General features: G+C 73.4%; 15 protein-coding genes and 1 tRNA gene. 13 read left to right on the top strand and 3 right to left on the bottom strand.

Annotated elements, in window-relative coordinates; translation table 11 throughout:
* Window positions 1–3 precede the first annotated feature (3 nt).
* The 3 genes from AC24FB_RS06120 to AC24FB_RS06110 are packed head-to-tail and all read left to right on the top strand — an operon-like array spanning window position 4 to window position 4,057.
* Window positions 4–1,554 (top strand): methyltransferase, encoded by a 1,551-nt coding sequence (locus tag AC24FB_RS06120; protein ID WP_425714390.1) that lies wholly within the window; start codon window positions 4–6, stop codon window positions 1,552–1,554.
* Window positions 1,551–2,990, top strand: a complete 1,440-nt coding sequence (mtr, locus tag AC24FB_RS06115; protein ID WP_425714391.1) for a mycothione reductase — start codon at window positions 1,551–1,553, stop codon at window positions 2,988–2,990. The genes AC24FB_RS06120 and mtr overlap by 4 nt, the downstream gene beginning before the upstream one ends.
* A 50-nt stretch (window positions 2,991–3,040) precedes the next feature.
* Window positions 3,041–4,057, top strand: a complete 1,017-nt coding sequence (locus AC24FB_RS06110) for an LLM class flavin-dependent oxidoreductase (RefSeq protein ID WP_425714392.1) — start codon at window positions 3,041–3,043, stop codon at window positions 4,055–4,057.
* Between the two features lie 9 nt (window positions 4,058–4,066).
* Here the strand turns inward: AC24FB_RS06110 and rlmC are convergent, their stop codons facing one another.
* Complete coding sequence (rlmC, locus tag AC24FB_RS06105) at window positions 4,067–5,212, bottom strand: 23S rRNA (uracil(747)-C(5))-methyltransferase RlmC (protein ID WP_425714393.1); 1,146 nt, start codon at window positions 5,210–5,212, stop codon at window positions 4,067–4,069.
* 155 nt (window positions 5,213–5,367) lie between these two features.
* On the opposite strand from rlmC, the gene topA reads away from it, so the two are divergent.
* The 8 genes from topA to AC24FB_RS06065 all read left to right on the top strand — a co-directional run bounded on the left by topA (window position 5,368) and on the right by AC24FB_RS06065 (window position 14,417).
* Entirely contained in the window at window positions 5,368–8,106 is a 2,739-nt protein-coding gene (gene topA / locus AC24FB_RS06100; RefSeq protein WP_425714394.1) for a type I DNA topoisomerase, read from the top strand.
* Between the two features lie 62 nt (window positions 8,107–8,168).
* On the top strand, window positions 8,169–8,849 hold the full coding sequence (tmk, locus tag AC24FB_RS06095) for a dTMP kinase (protein WP_425714395.1): 681 nt from the start codon (window positions 8,169–8,171) through the stop codon (window positions 8,847–8,849).
* Window positions 8,846–10,108, top strand: a complete 1,263-nt coding sequence (locus AC24FB_RS06090) for a DNA polymerase III subunit delta' (protein WP_425714396.1) — start codon at window positions 8,846–8,848, stop codon at window positions 10,106–10,108. Before tmk ends, AC24FB_RS06090 begins: the two co-directional genes overlap by 4 nt.
* A 182-nt stretch (window positions 10,109–10,290) precedes the next feature.
* On the top strand, window positions 10,291–11,865 hold the full coding sequence (locus tag AC24FB_RS06085; RefSeq protein WP_425714397.1) for an alpha/beta hydrolase: 1,575 nt from the start codon (window positions 10,291–10,293) through the stop codon (window positions 11,863–11,865).
* A gap of 155 nt (window positions 11,866–12,020) precedes the next feature.
* Window positions 12,021–12,093: transfer RNA gene (locus AC24FB_RS06080), tRNA-Thr, on the top strand.
* 368 nt (window positions 12,094–12,461) lie between these two features.
* Window positions 12,462–12,788, top strand: a complete 327-nt coding sequence (locus tag AC24FB_RS06075) for a hypothetical protein (RefSeq protein ID WP_425714398.1) — start codon at window positions 12,462–12,464, stop codon at window positions 12,786–12,788.
* 435 nt (window positions 12,789–13,223) lie between these two features.
* Window positions 13,224–13,574, top strand: coding sequence for a histone-like nucleoid-structuring protein Lsr2 (locus AC24FB_RS06070; RefSeq protein WP_425714399.1), 351 nt, complete (start codon window positions 13,224–13,226; stop codon window positions 13,572–13,574).
* Between the two features lie 105 nt (window positions 13,575–13,679).
* Window positions 13,680–14,417: a phosphoglyceromutase gene (locus tag AC24FB_RS06065; protein ID WP_425714400.1), complete on the top strand. Its 738-nt coding sequence runs from the start codon at window positions 13,680–13,682 to the stop codon at window positions 14,415–14,417.
* A 91-nt stretch (window positions 14,418–14,508) separates the two neighbouring features.
* On the opposite strand, the gene phoU is transcribed toward AC24FB_RS06065, so the two are convergent.
* Window positions 14,509–15,213 carry a phosphate signaling complex protein PhoU gene (gene phoU, locus AC24FB_RS06060; RefSeq protein WP_425714401.1) on the bottom strand — a complete coding sequence of 235 codons (705 nt, stop codon included), beginning with the start codon at window positions 15,211–15,213 and terminating at the stop codon, window positions 14,509–14,511.
* 139 nt (window positions 15,214–15,352) lie between these two features.
* Between phoU and AC24FB_RS06055 the strand changes: the two genes are divergently transcribed.
* Together AC24FB_RS06055 and AC24FB_RS06050 are read left to right on the top strand one after the other, a co-directional pair.
* Complete coding sequence (locus tag AC24FB_RS06055) at window positions 15,353–16,591, top strand: sensor histidine kinase (protein WP_425714402.1); 1,239 nt, start codon at window positions 15,353–15,355, stop codon at window positions 16,589–16,591.
* Complete coding sequence (locus AC24FB_RS06050; RefSeq protein ID WP_425714403.1) at window positions 16,591–17,280, top strand: response regulator; 690 nt, start codon at window positions 16,591–16,593, stop codon at window positions 17,278–17,280. The genes AC24FB_RS06055 and AC24FB_RS06050 overlap by 1 nt, the downstream gene beginning before the upstream one ends.
* Window positions 17,281–17,349: 69 nt before the next feature.
* On the opposite strand, the gene AC24FB_RS06045 is transcribed toward AC24FB_RS06050, so the two are convergent.
* Window positions 17,350–17,850 carry a hypothetical protein gene (locus AC24FB_RS06045; RefSeq protein ID WP_425714404.1) on the bottom strand — a complete coding sequence of 167 codons (501 nt, stop codon included), beginning with the start codon at window positions 17,848–17,850 and terminating at the stop codon, window positions 17,350–17,352.
* Between the last annotated feature and the right edge of the window lie 87 nt (window positions 17,851–17,937).

The raw sequence follows: 17,937 nt of genomic DNA, 5'->3' as shown, positions 1-17,937 counted from the left end.
CGGGTGCCCGAGCTTCCCGAGGACGTCCTCGCCGCCGCCTGGCGCCGGGTCGGGTTCACGCCCGACGGCGTCGCTCACCTCCTCGGCCCGCTCGCCGAGTCGCTCCTCGCCTCGGGGAACCGCGCGCCCGCGCTGCGCGCGCTCGAGCGCGCGGCTGAGGAGGGGGCGAGCCCTGCGGGCGACCGCGAGCTCGCGGCCTGGGTCCGGCTGCTCGTGCTCGGGGAGAGCGTCCGCGCCGAGGATCTCTCCAGCGACGGCACCGACGATCCGTCCCTCGTCGTCGTACTCGTCGCTCTCGGGATCGCGGAGTCCGACGGCGAGAGCGTCACCCCGCTCGTGACCGTCCGCCCGGTCGACCTGGGGGAGCGCACCGGCTGGGCGGTCTCCGACCCGCTGGTCCCGGGCCGCGAGCCGGCGTCCGACCACGTCATCGGGATCGGCTCCGCCACGACCACCCTCGACGCCCTCGCCGTGCGGCCGGCCGCCGGGGACCGCGTGCTCGACGTCGGCACGGGGAGCGGCTACCTCGCCCTGCGCGCCGCCGCGGCCGGTGCCCGGGTCGTCGCCACCGACGTCAACCCCCGCGCCCTCGCCCTGACCGGCCTCGGCGCCGACCTCTCCGGCCTCGCGGTCGACGCGCGCCTCGGCTCGCTGCTCGCCCCCGCGCGCGGACGCTTCGACCGGATCGTCTCCAACCCGCCGTTCGTCGTCTCCGGGCGCACGGGCGAGGGGGCGACGTACCGCGACGGCGGGGCCCCCGGGGACGCCCTCGTGGCCGAGCTGCTGCGCGGCGTCGGCGACCACATCGAGCCCGGCGGGACCGCCCAGCTGCTTGCGAACTGGGAGGAGCGCGCCGGTGAGGACTGGACCGCGCGCGTCGGCGGCTGGGTGGACCCTGCGCTCGACCTGTGGGTCGTCCGGCGCGACTCGATCGACCCCGCCACCTACGTCGACACCTGGCTGCGGGACGGCGGCACGCACCCCGCCGCGGGTCGCGCGGCGTTCGAGGCGGCCGCCGAGCGGTGGCTCGGTGACCTCGAGGCGCGCGGCGTGACCGCGATCGGGATGGGGCACGTGACCGTGCGAAGGCCCGGCGTGGACGAGCCGGCGGGTGCGCCCTGGCGGCGGCTCGAGGACGCGCAGGGCCTCGGCAGCGGGCGGCTCGGCGACCACGTGGCCGCGGTCCTCGACGCCGTCGCGCGCCTTCGGCCCGCCCTCGACGACGACGACGCACTGCTCGCCACGACCCTCCTCGTCGCCCCCGACGTCACGGAGGTCCGCCACCACCGCCCCGGCGCGGCCGAGCCCGAGGTCATCGAGCTCGTCCAGGGCGGCGGGTACGCGCGCACGATCCGCGCGACGACGGGCCTGTCCGCCGTCGTCGGGGCGTGCGACGGGGAGCTGCCGCTCGGGGTCCTCGTCGACGCGGTGGCGGGTCTGCTGGAGGTGCCCGCGACCGATCTGCGCGCCGAGCTCACCTGGTGGCTGCGCGAGCTGCTCGTCACCGGGATGCTCGTCCCCACCACCGACCACCCCGAGAAGGAGCACCCGTGAGCGCCTCGCCCGCCACATCCTCCGAGCCCGCAGAACCAGCCGTGGATGCGCACTACGACCTGATCATCATCGGTACCGGGTCCGGCAACTCGATCCCCGGGCCGGAGATGGACGAGACGTCGATCGCGATCGTCGAGGAGGGCAGGTTCGGCGGCACGTGCCTCAACGTGGGCTGCATCCCGACGAAGATGTACGTCTACGCCGCCGACGTCGCCCACGAGGTGGCCGCCTCCGGCCGGCTCGGGCTCGACGCCCACGTGCACTCGGTGGACTGGCCCGGCATCGTCGAGCGGGTCTTCGGGCGCCGCATCGACCCGATCGCCGCCGGGGGCGAGGAGTACCGCCGCGGCCCGCGCACGCCGAACATCGACGTCTACGACCAGCACGCCGTGTTCGTCGGGGACCGCACCCTGCGCACCGGGCAGGGGAGTGGGTCGAGGGTGATCTCCGGCGACCAGGTCGTCGTCGCCGCGGGCTCGCGGCCGTTCGTGCCCGAGGCGATCGAGGCCTCGGGCGTGCGGTACAGCACGAACGAGGACATCATGCGGCTGCCTGAGCTGCCGGCCTCGATCGTCATCCTCGGCGGCGGCTACATCGCCATGGAGTTCGCGCACGTCTTCGAGTCGCTCGGCACCGAGGTGACGATCGTCAGCCGGTCCCCGCTCCTGCGGCACCTCGACGCCGACCTGCGCGACCGCTTCAACGAGATCGCCGAGGAGCGGTGGGACGTGCGCGCGGGCCGGGCCGTCACCGACGTCGCGGAGTCGGGCGGCGAGGTCCACCTGAGCCTCGACGACGGGACGACCGCGTCGGGCGAGGTGCTGCTCGTCGCGACCGGGCGGGTGCCCAACGGGGACCGGCTCGACGTCGGCGCCGGGGGCGTCGCGACGACGGCGGACGGGCGCGTGTCGGTCGACGAGTACGGCCGCTCGACCTCGGCCGAGGGGGTGTGGGCCCTCGGCGACGTGTCCTCGCCGTACATGCTCAAGCACGTGGCCAACGCCGAGGCCCGGGCGGTCACGCACAACCTGCTCCACCCCGGCGACCTGCGGCCCATGCCGCACGAGCACGTGCCTGCGGCCGTGTTCACACACCCGCAGATCGCCACCGTGGGGCTGACCGAGGAGGACGCGCGGGCCGCGGGGCACGACGTGGTGGTCAAGGTGCAGTCCTACGGGGACGTCGCCTACGGGTGGGCCATGGAGGACACCACGGGTATCGCCAAGCTCGTCGCCGACCGGACCACGGGCAAGCTGCTCGGCGCGCACTACATGGGGCCACAGGCGTCGACCCTCATCCAACAGATGATCACCGTCCTCGCGTTCGACCTCGACGTCCGTGAGGTCGCGACGCAGCAGTACTGGATCCACCCGGCCCTGCCCGAGGTCACCGAGAACGCGCTGCTGGGGCTCGAGCTCGACCGAACCGGCGCCTGATCGCTGCGAGCGCCCGGGAACATCGCGCCGCCCGATCCGTTGACCCTCACGTGAAGCGCATCGGATTCCTCTCCTTCGGCAACTGGCGGGACATCGGCGGCAGCGGTGTCCGCACGGCCGCCGACGCCCATCTGCAGTCCATCGAGCTCGCCGAGGCGGCCGAGGAGATCGGCATCGACGGCGCCTACTTCCGGGTGCACCACTTCGCCCCGCAGCTGGCCTCCCCGTTCCCGCTGCTCGCCGCCGTCGCCGCCCGGACCTCCCGCATCGAGATGGGCACCGGCGTCATCGACATGCGCTACGAGAACCCGCTCTACTTCGCGGAGGAGGCCGCGGCCACCGACCTCATCGCGGGCGGCCGCCTCCAGCTCGGCATCTCGCGCGGCTCACCGGAGCCCGCCCTCGACGGCGCCGGCGCATTCGGCTACCGGGCCCCGGAGGGGGAGTCGATGGCGGACGTCGCCCGGACCAAGGCGGACATCGCGCGGCAGGCGATCCGCGGCGCCGGGGTCGTCATGTCGGACCCGAAGCAGACCGGCGAGAGCGTGCCGCTCGCGGTCCAGCCCCTGTCCGAGGGGCTCGACCGTCGCCTGTGGTGGGGTGCGGGCAGCCGGGCCACCGCGCGGTGGGCCGCGGAGGAGGGGTACAACCTCATGTCCTCGACCCTGCTGACCGAGGACACCGGCGTGCCCTTCGACGAGCTCCAGGCCGAGCAGATCCAGGTCTTCCGCGACGCGTGGGCCGAGGCCGGCCACGACTGGACCCCGCGGGTGTCAGTCTCACGCTCGGTGTTCCCGATCGTCTCCGACCTCGACCACCGCTACTTCGGCTCGCGCAGCGAGGAGAGCGAGGACCAGGTCGGCGTGCTCGAGGGCGTGCGGGCCCGGTTCGGCCGCACGTACGCGGGAGAGCCCGACGTCGTCGCCGCGGAGCTCGCCTCCGACGCCGCCGTCCAGGCGGCCGACACCCTGCTCGTCACGGTCCCCAACATGCTGGGCGTGGACTACAACGCGGCGCTGCTCGAGTCGATCGTCACGCACGTCGCGCCGGCGCTCGGGCGGGACTGAGCCGCCCGTTCACGCCCGCTCGAGCAGCACCATGACCTCGTCGTGCGCCGTGTGCGGGAACATGTCGAACAGCCGCGCCGCCACCGGCCCGAGCGACGGCATGAGCGCGAGGTCCCGCGCGAGCGTCGTCGCGTTGCACGACGAGTAGAGGACGTGCCCCGTGGCCGACCCCTCGAGCCACGCAGCCAGCTCCGCGGACAGCCCGCGCCGGGGCGGGTTGACCACCACGAGGTCCGGGGCCGACGACGACGCCGCGGCCCAGGCGGTCGCGTCGCCGTCGTGGAAGCTCACCCGGGAGTCGAGACCGGCGCGCCTGGCGGCGCCGCGCGCGCCGGTGATCGCGTCCGCCGACGTCTCGATCCCCACGACCCGGGTGGCGGGTGACCCGCCGGCGATCGCGAGCGCGAACCCGCCCACGCCGCAGTACAGGTCCCACGCCGTCGTGGGCCCGATCTCCGCCGCCCACGCGGCCGCCTGGCCGTACATGGCCTCGGCGATCGCCGTGTTCGTCTGGAAGAAGGAGCGCGGCGGCAGCTCGAGGTCGAGCGGTCCGCCGGGCAGCGAGAGCCGCATCGGCAGCACCGACCGCTCGGTCAGCACGATCTCCTCGTCGCCCTCGAGCAGGGCGACATGGGTGGGGAGCAGGTTGACCGTGACGACGGCGAGGTTCGGCAGGGCCGCGAACAGCTCCGGCAGGTGTCGCCGGATCCGGCCGAGCCGGTCGCGCGAGCGGAGCACGAACCGGACCATCAGCTCCCCGTCCGGCGAGACCGTGACGAGGACGTGCTTGAGCTCGCCGCGCCGCCCGGGCACGTCGTAGGGGGTGAGGCCCGCGCGCGTGACGAGGCCCGCCAGCACCGGCAGGGCCTCGGTGATAGGCGGCGGGTAGAGGTGACATCCGCGCAGGTCCACCCCGGCGCCCGCCGGGTCGAGGATCCCGAGCGTCGGCGCCGCGGTCGTCCCGGCGACCACCATCTTCGCCTTGTTGCGGAACCACTCGTCCGCGGATGCGACCGGCTCGAGCCACGCGGTTGCCGGCACCGAGTCCAGCAGCTCTCGCCGGCCCGCCACCTTGGTGGCGAGCTGCTTCTCGTACGGGGTGCGCAGGAACGTGCACGAGCGGCAGCGGCCGTCGTCGAAGTACTCGCACCTCACCCGCGCACGGTAGCCCCGAACGACCCGCTTGACGCCGTCGCCTACCATCCGAGGAACCGGGCGACCGGGAGCGGTGCGCCGACGCGCTGTTACCGTCGGCCACAGACCCTCCGGCGCCCCGCCCCCTCACGCCACAGCAAAGGACCCTCCCGCGCATGCCCCGCAAGCTCGTCATCGTCGAGTCGCCCGCCAAGGCCCGCACCATCGGCGGCTATCTCGGCCCCGACTTCGAGGTCGAGGCCTCGATCGGGCACGTGCGCGACCTCCCGCAGCCCTCCGAGCTGCCCGCGGACATGAAGAAGGGCCCGTACGGGAAGTTCGCCGTGGACGTCGAGGGTGACTTCGAGCCCTACTACGTGGTCGACGCCGACAAGAAGAAGAAGGTCGCCGAGCTCCGCCGCAAGATGAAGGACGCCGACGAGCTCTACCTCGCCACTGATGAGGACCGCGAGGGCGAGGCGATCGCGTGGCACCTCCACGAGGTGCTCAACCCGAAGATCCCCGTGTACCGGATGGTCTTCCACGAGATCACGAACGACGCGATCAGCCGCGCGCTCGAGAACCCGCGCGAGATCGACGCCCCGCTCGTCGACGCGCAGGAGACCCGCCGCATCCTTGACCGCCTCGTCGGCTACGAGGTCTCCCCGCTGCTGTGGCGCAAGGTCCGCTCCGGCCTGTCCGCGGGCCGCGTGCAGTCCGTCGCCACGCGCCTCGTGGTCGAGCGGGAGCGCGAGCGGATGGCCTTCCGCGCCGCGTCCTACTGGTCCGTCAAGGGCACCTACTCCGCGACCGACGCCCCCGAGACGTTCGACGCCAAGCTCCTCGAGCTCGACGGCGCCCGCGTGGCCACGGGCCGCGACTTCGGCGACGACGGCGAGCTCACCGGGCGTGCCCGCGACGTCGTCGTGCTCGACGAGGCCGCCGCGACCACCGTGGCGGAGGCGCTCAAGGAGGCGACCACCGCCGTCGAGGGCGTGGAGACCAAGCCGTACCGTCGCCGGCCGGCGGCGCCGTTCACCACGTCGACCCTCCAGCAGGAGGCCTCCCGCAAGCTCCGCCTCGCCTCGCGCGAGACGATGCGCGTGGCCCAGGGGCTGTACGAGAACGGCTTCATCACCTACATGCGGACCGACTCGACGAACCTCTCGTCCGAGGCGATCGGGGCGGCCCGCCGCCGGGCCACCGAGCTCTACGGCCCGGCGAGCATCCCGGACAAGCCGCGGTACTACGCGGGCAAGGCCAAGGGTGCCCAGGAGGCGCACGAGGCGATCCGGCCCGCGGGCGACCAGATGCGCACCCCGGACGAGGTGGCCACCCAGCTCGACCCGGCCGCCCTGCGCCTGTACGACCTCATCTGGAAGCGCACCGTCGCCTCGCAGATGATCGACGCCACCGGGTCGACCGCCACGCTGCGCGTCGCCGCCGACCTCGCCGGCAGCCCGGCCGAGGCCGACCGGGCGATCCTTACCGCGTCCGGCACCGTCATCACCGAGCGCGGCTTCCTCGCCGCGTACGAGGAGGGGCGCGACGCCGAACGGCACGGCGACGCCGACGGGGACGCCCGCCTGCCCAACGTCTCCGCCGGGGACGTGCTCGAGGTCCAGGGCGCCGAGGCGTCCGGCCACGAGACCTCCCCGCCGCCGCGCTACACCGAGGCCTCGCTCGTCAAGGCGCTCGAGGAGCGCGGCATCGGCCGCCCGTCGACCTACGCCGCGACGATCGGCGTCATCACCGACCGCGGGTACGTCACGCGCCGCGGCCAGGCGCTCGTGGCGAGCTGGCTCGCGTTCTCCGTGGTCCGTCTCCTCGAGGAGAACCTCCCGCGGCTCGTCGACTACGACTTCACCGCGGAGATGGAGAACGACCTCGACAAGATCGCGTCCGGCGACCTCGACCGGGTCGACTGGCTCACCCACTTCTACCGCGGGGGCGAGGGCCGCGAGGGCCTGCGCGCCCTCGTCGAGGGCCTCGGCGACATCGACGCGCGCGCCGTCAACTCGATCGACATCGGCGAGGGGATCACGGTCCGAGTCGGCCGCTACGGTCCCTACGTCGAGGAGGCGCCGGCCGCGGACGCGAAGCCGGGGGAGGACGGCGCCGCGCCGGTGGGCCGCCGGGCGTCGATCCCCGACGACGTCGCCCCCGACGAGCTGACCGTGGCCAAGGCGAAGGAGCTGCTCGAGGCTCAGGCCGACGACGGGCGCGAGCTCGGGACCGACCCCGACTCGGGCCATACGATCATCGCGAAGAACGGGCGCTTCGGCCCCTACGTCACCGAGGTCCTGCCCGAGCCGGAGCGCACCGCGTCCGGCCGGAAGAAGCCGGGCCAGCCCAAGCCGCGGACCGCCTCGCTGTTCAAGGACATGGACCTGTCGACGATCGGCATCGACGACGCGCTCAAGCTGCTCTCCCTGCCCCGCGTGGTCGGCCAGGACCCCACGAGCGGGGACGACATCACCGCCCAGAACGGCCGGTACGGGCCCTACCTCAAGAAGGGCACCGACTCGCGCTCGCTCGAGACCGAGGACCAGATCTTCGGCATCACCCTCGAGCAGGCCCTCGAGATCTACGCCCAGCCCAAGCGCCGCCGGGGAGCGACCGCCCGGCCGCCGCTCAAGGAGCTCGGCACCGACCCGGTCTCCGAGAAGCCGGTGATCGTCAAGGACGGGCGGTTCGGTCCCTACGTCACCGACGGGACGACGAACGCCACGCTGCGCAAGGACGACCCCATCGAGACGCTGACGAACGAGCGCGCCTACGAGCTGCTCGCCGAGAAGCGGGCGAAGGGACCGGCCAAGAAGCCGGCGCGGAAGGCGCCTGCGAAGAAGCCCGCGGCGAAGAAGCCCGCCGCGCGGAAGCCGGCGGCCAAGAAGCCGACGACGGGGACGTCGTAGTTCCGTCCACAGGTGTCGGTGCTGCGGCGATCGGTGTGGGCCGGCGTCGTTACCCTGGCCCGGTGAGCGCACCCGTCGGACTGCTGATCTCCCTCGAGGGGGGCGACGGCGCGGGGAAGTCGACCCAGCAGGCCCTGCTCCTCACCTGGCTCGTGGCGCGGGGGCGCGAGGCCGTCGCCACGCGCGAGCCCGGCGGGACGCCGCTCGGCGCCGAGATCCGCCGCCTCATCCTCCATGGCGAGCACGTCGACCCCCGCGCGGAGGCGCTGCTCTACGCCGCCGACCGCGCCCACCACGTCGCCTCGCTCGTCCGCCCGGCCCTCGAGCGCGGCGCGGTCGTCGTCACGGACCGCTTCGTCGACTCCTCCGTCGCCTACCAGGGGGCCGCCCGGGACCTCGGGCCGGGCGAGGTGCGTGACCTCTCGGCGTGGGCCACAGGTGGGCTCACGCCCGACCTGACGATCCTGCTCGACGTCGATCCCACCGTCGCGGCCGCCCGCCGTGGCGGGGAGCCGGACCGCCTCGAGCGCGCCGGCGACGCGTTCCACCTCCGCGTGCGCGAGGAGTTCCTCCGGATCGCGGCGGCCGAGCCGGACCGGGTCGTCGTCGTCGATGCCGCCGGGACGCCGGACGAGGTGCACGCGCGGGTGCGCGTCGCCGTCGAGAGGGTGCTCGGGGGCGCGGCGCCCGGCGCCGTTCCGGGCGCGGACGCGGACACTGGCGGGGACGGTGACCGGCCGTGAGCGTCTGGGACGGCCTGGTCGGGCAGGACGCCGTCGTGGAGACGCTCCGCGGTGCCGCCCTCGCCGCGCGAGGCGCCGACGAGACCGGGGACGAGTTCTCCGCCGGTTCCGCCGACGCCCCGGCCACCGCCGCAGCGGCCCCGGCCCCCGCGGGTGGCGACACCGTCGGTGCACGGATGACGCACGCCTGGCTCGTCACGGGACCGCCGGGGTCCGGCCGCTCGGTCGCGGCCCGCGCCTTCGCCGCCGCGCTCATGTGCACGGCCCCGGGCGAGCCCGGCTGCGGCGAGTGCGCCGCCTGCACCACCGCGCTCGCGGGCACGCACGCCGACGTCACGGTGCTGGCCACCGAGAAGGTGACGATCTCGATCGACGAGGTGCGCGAGCTCGTCACCCTCGCGCAGCGCGCACCCGGGTCGTCCAGGTGGCGCGTCGTCGTCGTCGAGGACGCCGACCGGATGGTCGAGCGCACCTCCAACCTCCTGCTCAAGTCGATCGAGGAGCCCCCGCCGCGCACCGTGTGGCTGCTGTGCGCCCCGAGCCCGCGGGACGTCGTCACGACCATCCGCTCGCGGTGCCGGTCGATCCACCTGCGTATCCCCGACCCGGCCGCCGTCGCGGACCTCCTCGTGCGCCGGGACGGGGCCGACCCGGACGTCGCGCTCGAGGCCGCCCACGCCGCCCAGTCCCACATCGGGCTCGCCCGGCGCCTCGCCCTGCACGAGGACGCGCGGGAGCGGCGCCGTGACCTCCTGCGGGTCCCGCTCGAGCTCCGGTCCGTGGGCGACGCCGTCCTCGCCGCCGCCCACCTCGTGGAGATTGCGGCCGCCGACGCCGCGGCGTCCACCGAGAACCGCAACGCCGCCGAGCGCACCGAGCTGCTGCGCACCCTCGGGGCCGAGGACGGCGGGCGGCTCCCGCCGGCGCTGCGCGCCCAGGTCCGCCAGCTCGAGGAGGACCAGAAGCGGCGCACCACCCGCGCGCAGCGCGACGTCCTCGACGGCTCCCTGCTGGCGCTCATGTCCCTCTACCGGGACGTGCTCCTGCGACAGCTCGGCTCCACGGTCGAGCCCGTCAACACCGCGGCCGCCGACGTCGTGGCCGAGCTCGCCCGCGGCTCCACCGCCGAGACGACGCTGCGGCGCCTCGACGCCGTCTCCACCGCCCGCACGCGGCTCACGCTCAACGTGCCGCCGCTGCTCGCGACCGAGGCGCTCATGGTCGAGCTGTGGTCCGGCACGGACCTCGAGCGCGTCTGAGGCGTCGGCGCCGGCGGCCCCCCGCGGGGGGTGGCGTCGACCCCGGCCGGGCGCGGTGCCGACCGGCCCCGCCAGGCACGCAGCCGCCGTCCCCCGACCGCCCGGACGCGCAGGTGGGACGGGGAGTGGTGCCCTGCGGGGCTGATCGCCGCCGGCCCGGCACGTGCCTTAGGTTGGTCGGCATGCCGAGGCTCCTTCGAATCGTTCCCGCGCTGGCTGCTGCCACGCTCGTCCTGGCCGCCTGTGGTGGGGAGGTCGACGACCCGACGACGGACCCCGGCAGCGGTGGCGAGTCCGGCTCGGAGTCCGGGTCGGGCGCAACCGGCAGCGGCGCGGGCGAGGAGATGCCGCCCGTGCCCGAGGGGCTCGAGACCTACTACGAGCAGGACGTCGAGTGGACCGACTGCGGTGAGTTCGAGTGCACCGACATCGAGGTGCCGCTCGACTACGACGCCCCCGACGGCGAGTCGATCACCCTGGCCGTCAAGCGGCTCCCGGCCTCCGACGGCGAGCCGGTGGGCTCGATGCTCATCAACCCCGGCGGCCCCGGCGGCTCCGGCGTCGAGTTCGTCGAGTACGCCACCTCGTCGATCTCGCCGGAGGTCACGGCCGCGTACGACATCGTCGGGTTCGACCCGCGCGGCGTGCAGAACTCGACCCAGATCGACTGCGTGGACGACGCGGAGCTCGACCGCCTGCTCTCGGAGGACTACCCGGACACGCCCGAGGGCGACGCCGACTGGCAGGCCGACGCCGAGCTCATCGGCGCCGGCTGCGAGGCGGAGTCCGGTGACCTCGCGGGCAACGTCGACACGGTCTCGGCCGCCCGGGACATGGACGTCCTGCGCGCGGTGCTCGGCGAGACCCAGCTCGACTACCTCGGGTTCTCCTACGGCACCCTGCTCGGCTCGACCTACGCCGACCTGTTCCCGGAGAACGTGGGCCGCATGGTCCTCGACGGGGCGCTCGACCCGACCTCGTCCGGCTTCGACATCACCGTCGGCCAGGCCGGCGGCTTCGAGGGCGCCCTGCGCGCCTACATCGAGGACTGCCAGTCCGGCGCGCTGTGCCCGCTCACCGGCTCGGTCGACGACGGCGCCGCCCAGATCGTCGAGCTCCTCGAGTCGGCGGAGGCCAACCCCCTGCCGACGAGCGACCCGGACCGGCCGCTCACCCAGGCGCTCGCGCTGACCGGGATCATCCTGCCGATGTACGACGAGTCGTCCTGGCCGATGCTCACCGCGGCCCTCCAGGCGGCGATCAACCTCAACGAGGGCACCGCGCTGCTCCAGTTCGCCGACATCTACAACACGCGCAACGACGACGGCAGCTTCGCGGACAACTCGACCGAGGCCAACTGGGCGATCAACTGCCTCGACTACCCGACCGTGGAGCACACGCAGGCCGAGCTCGACGAGCAGGTCTCCCAGCTCGAGGAGGTCGCCCCGACCTTCGGCCAGTTCTTCGGCGGCGAGAACGACCTGCTCTGCCTCAACTACCCGCACGAGTCCGAGCGCGAGCCCGGCCCGGTGGCCGCAGAGGGCTCCGGCCCCATCGTCGTCATCGGCACGACGGGCGACCCGGCCACCCCGTACGAGTGGGCGGTCGGCCTCGCCGACCAGCTCGACGAGGGCGTCCTCGTCACGTACGAGGGCGAGGGGCACACGGCGTACGGCCGTTCCAACGAGTGCGTCCAGGGCGCCGTCGACGAGTTCTTTCTCGAGGGCACGCCGCCCGAGGACGAGCTCACCTGCTGATCGGCGCGGGGGAGTGCCCCGGGGGAGCGACGCGCGGCAGGGCGCCCTTGAGAGTGCCCGGGAGGCGCGCCCCGGGTGTGACGCATGGCGCGTCGATCCGGCTGCGGGGGTGCGCCGCCGGCCGCTAGCATGGATGGCGCTGCTCACGGCAGCACGCCGCCTTAGCTCAGTCGGTAGAGCGATTCACTCGTAATGAATAGGTCGGGAGTTCGATTCTCCCAGGCGGCTCGGAACAGGCCCCTGACCGGCGATCCCGCCGGTCAGGGGCATTTCTGTCCCGGCTCGGTCGAGGCTCGGTACCTCCGGCTGTACGTCCGGCGAGCCGTGACGCCGTGCGCTTCTTCGTCGGGTGATTCGCGTCGCCGATACCGACCGCGCGCCGGTGGACGGTGACCGACGACGTCGACGTCGGCGCTGCGTGCAGGTGCCGTGGCACGCGTGCTGCGCGCGGCCGGTCGCTCTCACCGTGGCGACCGCGGAATCACTTTCCGGGTCCGCCCCGGAGCGGTCGTGCCCGCATCTTCGGGAACTCCGCACGGCCCGCTGCTCGGCGCACCGGCCTGTCGTTCCGATTGTCCGGGGACTATCCTGGCTGCGTGGACTACGTGATCGCCCTGGTGCCGCCGATCGGACTGCTGATCGCGCTCGTGGTGATCGTGCGCGCATTCCTCGGTGCGGATCGTTCCGAGCGGGAGGCCGAGAAGGCATTCCGGGAACGGCACCCCGATCTCGATCTCGCCCCGCTCCCGGCGTCGCCCTCGAGCGTCGCCGGCGCACTGGCGGCCGAGGAGCGAGCGGCGTCGGAGCAGGGTGCCGTCAAGGGCGCGCGCGGGCGTCCTGCGGGGTCGGCGGACGCCGGCGGAGCCTCGGTCGCCCCGGGCCGGTCCGGGGCTCCTGAGCGCCCCGAGAGCTCCGTCCGCTAGGACGACGGACGGGGGACCGCCCGTCGCTGTCGTGCGCCCTGGCACCCCCGGGCCCGAGGCGTTCGGCGGGCGTGGATCCTTCGCAGCCGCGAGAGCCGCCCCCACCCCCCGGCGGGCGTGGATCGCTCCTCGCCACGAGAGCCACCCCCACCCCCGCGGCCGTGAATTGTTCGTCGAATCGCTCACAGGTCGCCCGTGAGGTGCTCGAGCGACCGTGCCCGATCTGCCGTGATGACATTGATGGCCGATTCTCGGACGGGAGAAGCACATATTGTTCGGGGCGGTCGACAACTTCACCGGTGTGTGCAAATTCATTCCCGCGCCTCGATCACGCGAATGCCGTGCATTCGACGTGACACTGATCGATGAATGCGTTTATGCTTCATGCAGCCGATTGACGACCTGTGATCGGTATGAATCCCGGGGAGGGGCATCATGGTTCGCCAGACTATTACCAAGCTCATCGACGATATCGACGGAACGCCCGCCGACAGCACTGTCACCTTTGCTCTCGACGGTGAGCGTTTCGAGATCGACCTCTCGGACGCGAACGCCGCCAAGCTGCGCGAGTCCTTCGCGCCGTGGGTCGCCGGTGCGCGCCCCGTGCGTGGCGGCGGCGCCCGTCGGTCCGGCGGAGCCGCCCGCTCCGGCGCACCGCGTCGCTCGCGCAGCCAGAGCGCGTCGGAGGCCCAGGCCATCCGCGAGTGGGCGCGCGAGAACGACATCGAGGTGAGCGACCGCGGTCGCATCAAGGCCGAGATCGTCGAGCAGTACAACAACCGCTGACCCGACCGGTCGGCCGACGGACGGCCCGCGGACATCGGTCCGCGGGCCGTTCCGCGTCCGTGGCCGGGCCTCTCCCTCACGGGTGATCGGTGGAAGGATGGAGCCATGAGCTACCGACTTGTCCTGCTCCGCCACGGCGAGAGCGAGTGGAACGCCAAGAACCTCTTCACCGGCTGGGTCGACGTCCCCCTGTCGGAGAAGGGCGTCGAGGAGGCCCGCCGCGGCGGCACCCTGCTGACCGACGCCGGTGTGCGCCCGGACGTCCTCCACACCTCGCTGCTGCGCCGCGCGATCATGACCGCCAACCTCGCGCTCGACGCCGCGGACCTCCACTGGATCCCGGTCCACCGCCACTGGCGCCTCAACGAGCGCCACTACGGGGCGCTCCAGGGGAAGAACAAGAAGGAGATCCGCGACGAGTACGGGGAGGAGCAGTTCATGCAGTGGCGCCGCTCCTACGACGTGCCGCCGCCCCCGATCGAGGCCGGCTCCGAGTTCAGCCAGGACGCCGACCCGCGCTACGCCGGCGAGCCCATCCCGGCCGCCGAGTGCCTCAAGGACGTCCTCGAGCGGGCCCTGCCGTACTGGGAGGACGCGATCGTGCCCGACCTCAAGGCCGGCCGCACCGTCCTCGTGGCGGCCCACGGCAACTCCCTGAGGGCCATCATCAAGCACCTCGACGGCATCGACGACGAGACCATCTCCGGCCTCAACGTGCCCACCGGCATCCCGCTGCTCTACGAGCTCGACGAGGACCTCCGGCCGCTGACGCCGGGCGGCCAGTACCTCGACCCCGACGCCGCCGCAGCGGCGATCGAGGCCGTGGCCAACCAGGGCCGCTGACCCCGAGCTCTGTCCGACGCACGAACGACGGCGCCGCCCACCCTCTCGGGTGGGCGGCGCCGTCGTTCGTGGCTCTGGCCGCGCGGACGGGTCAGAGACCGCCGGTCTGCTCGTCTGTGGCCCCGGCCTGGCCAGGCTCCCCGTCGCTGATGGCGTCCGTCGTCGTGCCCGTGACGAGGTAGTTGATGCGGTGGGCGGCCGAGACGCCGTGGTCGCCGAAGCGCTCGAGGTACCGACCGATGAGGATGACGTCGACGATCTCCTGGCGGCTGAGCTCGATCGAGTCGTCGAGGACGGTCTCGAAGGTGCGCAGGTGGAGGTCGTCGAGGATGTGGTCCTTCTCCTCCAGCTCGCGGGCCTTGTCGAGGTCGGCCCCGCGGACGAGCTCGACGACGTCGGCCGCGACGCGGACCGCCTCGTCGGCCATCTGGACGAGCAGCTCGTGCGCCGCGCCGCCGACCACCTGGTCGGGGAAGCGGCCGCGGGCGACGAACGCGACGTGCTGGGCGAGGTCGCCCATGCGCTCGATCGTCCCGGACAGGCGCAGCGCCGAGATGACCTGGCGCAGGTCGCGCGAGACGGGCGCCTGCAGAGCGAGGAGCGCGATGCCCTGCTCGTTGAGCTGACGGTCGAGCTCGTCGATGCGGTCATCGGCGTCGATCACCTGCTCGGCGAGCTGCAGGTTGGCGGTGCGCAGCGACTCGGCGGCCTTGGTCATGGCCTGGCTCGTGGCCTCGGCCATGCGGACGAGGTTGTCCTGCAGCTGCTCCAGGTCGTGCGTGAAGATCTTGCGCATGGGTGGCCTCCGCGGCTCTCGAGATGGCGACCGCATCGCGGCCCCACGGTCCAAGGGTAGCCAAGCCGCGCCCGGTGAACATGTGGTGGACGGGCGGTGGCCCGGGGGGAACGCCGCGGGGCGAGGTCGGTGAACGTCCGTGATCCAGCCTAATCTCGTGGGCGTGCACGACTCCTGGCAGCTCTGGGTGGTCGCCCTGCTCGGACTGATCGTCGGGCTCGGGGCGGGTCTCGCCCTGCGCTCGTCGGACCGCGAGCGCGACGCCGAGCTCGAGCCGGCGGGCACCGCGCCGGGCCTCGACGACGACGTCATCTCGGTCCTCACGGTGCTGCCCCAGTCGATCGTCGTGCTCGACGCCGACGACGACGTGGTGCGCGCCTCCTCGGCCGCCTACGGCTTCGGCCTCGTGCGCCACGACCGCCTCGCGCACGCCGAGCTCGCCGAGATGGTGGCCCGGTTGCGGCGCGACGGGCAGATCCGCGACGCCGAGCTGGCACTCCCGCGCGGACCGGTGGCCGGTGCCGGCACGGTGCACCTCCAGGTCCGGGTCGCCGCGCTCAAGGGCGGCCGGGTGCTGCTCCTGGCCGAGGACCGCACGCGCGCGAGGCGGGTGGAGGACATGCGCCGGGACTTCGTCGCGAACGTCTCCCACGAGCTGAAGACCCCGGTCGGCGCCATCGCGCTGCTCGCCGAGACGATGGACGACGTCGCCGACGAGCCGGACAGCGTGCGGCACTTCGCCGGGAAGATGGAGACCGAGTCGCGGCGCCTCGCCGAGCTCGTGCAGGACATCATCGATCTCTCCCGGCTCCAGGAGCCCGACGCGCTCGTCGACCCGGCGGTCGTCGAGGTCGACGAGGTCGTGGCCGAGGCCGTCGACCGCGTCCGTGTCGAGGCCGACGCCCGCGAGGTGTCGATCCGCTCCGGCGGCGCGCAGGGCCTGCGCCTGTACGGCGACCAGGGCATGCTCACCACCGCCGTGCGCAACCTGCTCGACAACGCCGTGCGGTACTCGCTGGCCGGCTCGACCGCGTCGGTCGGGGTCTCCCGCGCGGACGGTCTCATCCGCATCGCCGTGGTCGACCAGGGCCCCGGGATCCCCGCGGACGCCCGCGACCGCGTGTTCGAGAGATTCTTCCGCGGCGACCTCGCCCGGTCCCGCGAGACGGGTGGCTCCGGCCTCGGCCTGAGTATCGTCAAGCACGTCGCGGCCGACCACGGCGGCCGGGCCGAGCTGTGGTCCACCGAGGGCCGGGGCTCGACGTTCACGCTCGTCCTGCCCGAGGCCCAGGAGCCGGGCCCCACCGATCCATCCGACGACGAGGACGACGCCACCGGCGGCGACCCCGGTCGACCGCCATCCGAGGAGGAGCGCTGATGACGAAGATCCTGCTGGTCGAGGACGAGCAGACCTACCGCGAGACGCTGACGTTCAAGCTCGAGCGGGACGGGTTCACGGTGGAGGCCGTCGGCGACGGGACCGAGGCGGTGGCGGCCTACGACCGGCACGGCGCGGACCTCGTCCTGCTCGACCTCATGCTCCCGGGCCTGTCCGGCACCGAGGTGTGCCGGCAGCTCCGGCAGCGCTCCCAGGTCCCCGTCATCATGCTGACGGCGAAGGACTCGGAGATCGACAAGGTGGTCGGGCTCGAGCTCGGCGCCGACGACTACGTGACCAAGCCGTACTCCTATCGCGAGCTCGTCGCGCGCGTGCACGCGGTCCTGCGGCGCGGCCCGGCCGTCGAGGCGGGGGAGTCGTCCGTGCTCACCGTCGGCCGCGTCCGGATGGACGTCGACCGGCACGAGCTCACCGTCGACGGCGAGTCGGTCGCCATGCCGCTGCGCGAGTTCGAGCTGCTCGAGCTGTTCCTGCGCAACCCGGACCGGGTGCTCACCCGCGGCCAGCTCATCGACCGCATCTGGGGCCCGAACTACCACGGGGACACCAAGACGCTCGACGTCCACGTCAAGCGCGTGCGCGGCAAGATCGAGGTCGACCCGGCGCACCCGCAGATGCTGCACACCGTGCGCGGGCTCGGCTACAAGCTGGTCACCGACGGCGACTGAGCTCGGCGTCGTCGCGCAGGGGAGGGGCGGATGCCCCGCCCGGGCCGGCGGTCCTGCGGAGGGCGCGACTCAGGAGGAGGACTCGGAGCCGGACTCCGGCGAGTCCGCCTGCTCGAGGAACTCCGAGTACTCGGCGAGCGTGCCGTCGAGGACGGGGATCTCGATGACCGAGCTGAAGCCGCCGGGGCCCTGGACCGCGGTCGGCAGCGTCGAGCCGGGAGCGCCCTCGACCGCCTCGATCGTCACGTTCGCCTCGTGCAGCGGGATGTGGCTCTCGGCCGGCACCTCGAAGGGCGCTGGTGCGCCGGTCTCCCCGACGTCGAGCTGGACCGTCACCGGCTCGAGCGTGTTGTTGACGATCGACCCCACGACGTGGCCGACCTCGCCCTCGCCCTCGGTGAGGACGAGGAGGTTCTCGACCGCGACCCCGTCGGCGACCTGGACCCGCGTGCCGTCGGACGGGGCGTACGGGTTGAGCGTCGTCACGTCGGCCGCCAGCATGCAGGACGACAGCAGCGCGGCGGACGCGACGGCGACGCCGACGCGGGTCAGGCGCTGGGGAACGGCCATGGTGAGGCTCCTTCAGGGGGGTGGTCGGGACCTGTCGCGAGGGTACTAGACCTGCGTCGACGTCGGCCCCGTCAGGCGGTCCGTCGA

It is taken from the genome of Georgenia sp. Z1344 (genome assembly GCF_057652375.1).
The sequence above is the reverse complement of the archived record's forward strand: the minus strand, read 5'-3'. Positions and strand labels throughout refer to the sequence as shown.

Excerpts from the sequence above, each read along its gene's own strand:
- AC24FB_RS06050 (WP_425714403.1), top strand. The coding sequence starts at position 16,591 with ATGACGAAGATCCTGCTGGTCGAGGACGAGCAGACCTACCGCGAGACG.
- phoU (WP_425714401.1), bottom strand. The coding sequence starts at position 15,213 with ATGCGCAAGATCTTCACGCACGACCTGGAGCAGCTGCAGGACAACCTC.
- AC24FB_RS06045 (WP_425714404.1), bottom strand. The coding sequence starts at position 17,850 with ATGGCCGTTCCCCAGCGCCTGACCCGCGTCGGCGTCGCCGTCGCGTCC.
- AC24FB_RS06065 (WP_425714400.1), top strand. The coding sequence starts at position 13,680 with ATGAGCTACCGACTTGTCCTGCTCCGCCACGGCGAGAGCGAGTGGAAC.
- AC24FB_RS06085 (WP_425714397.1), top strand. The coding sequence starts at position 10,291 with ATGCCGAGGCTCCTTCGAATCGTTCCCGCGCTGGCTGCTGCCACGCTC.
- AC24FB_RS06070 (WP_425714399.1), top strand. The coding sequence starts at position 13,224 with ATGGTTCGCCAGACTATTACCAAGCTCATCGACGATATCGACGGAACG.
- topA (WP_425714394.1), top strand. The coding sequence starts at position 5,368 with ATGCCCCGCAAGCTCGTCATCGTCGAGTCGCCCGCCAAGGCCCGCACC.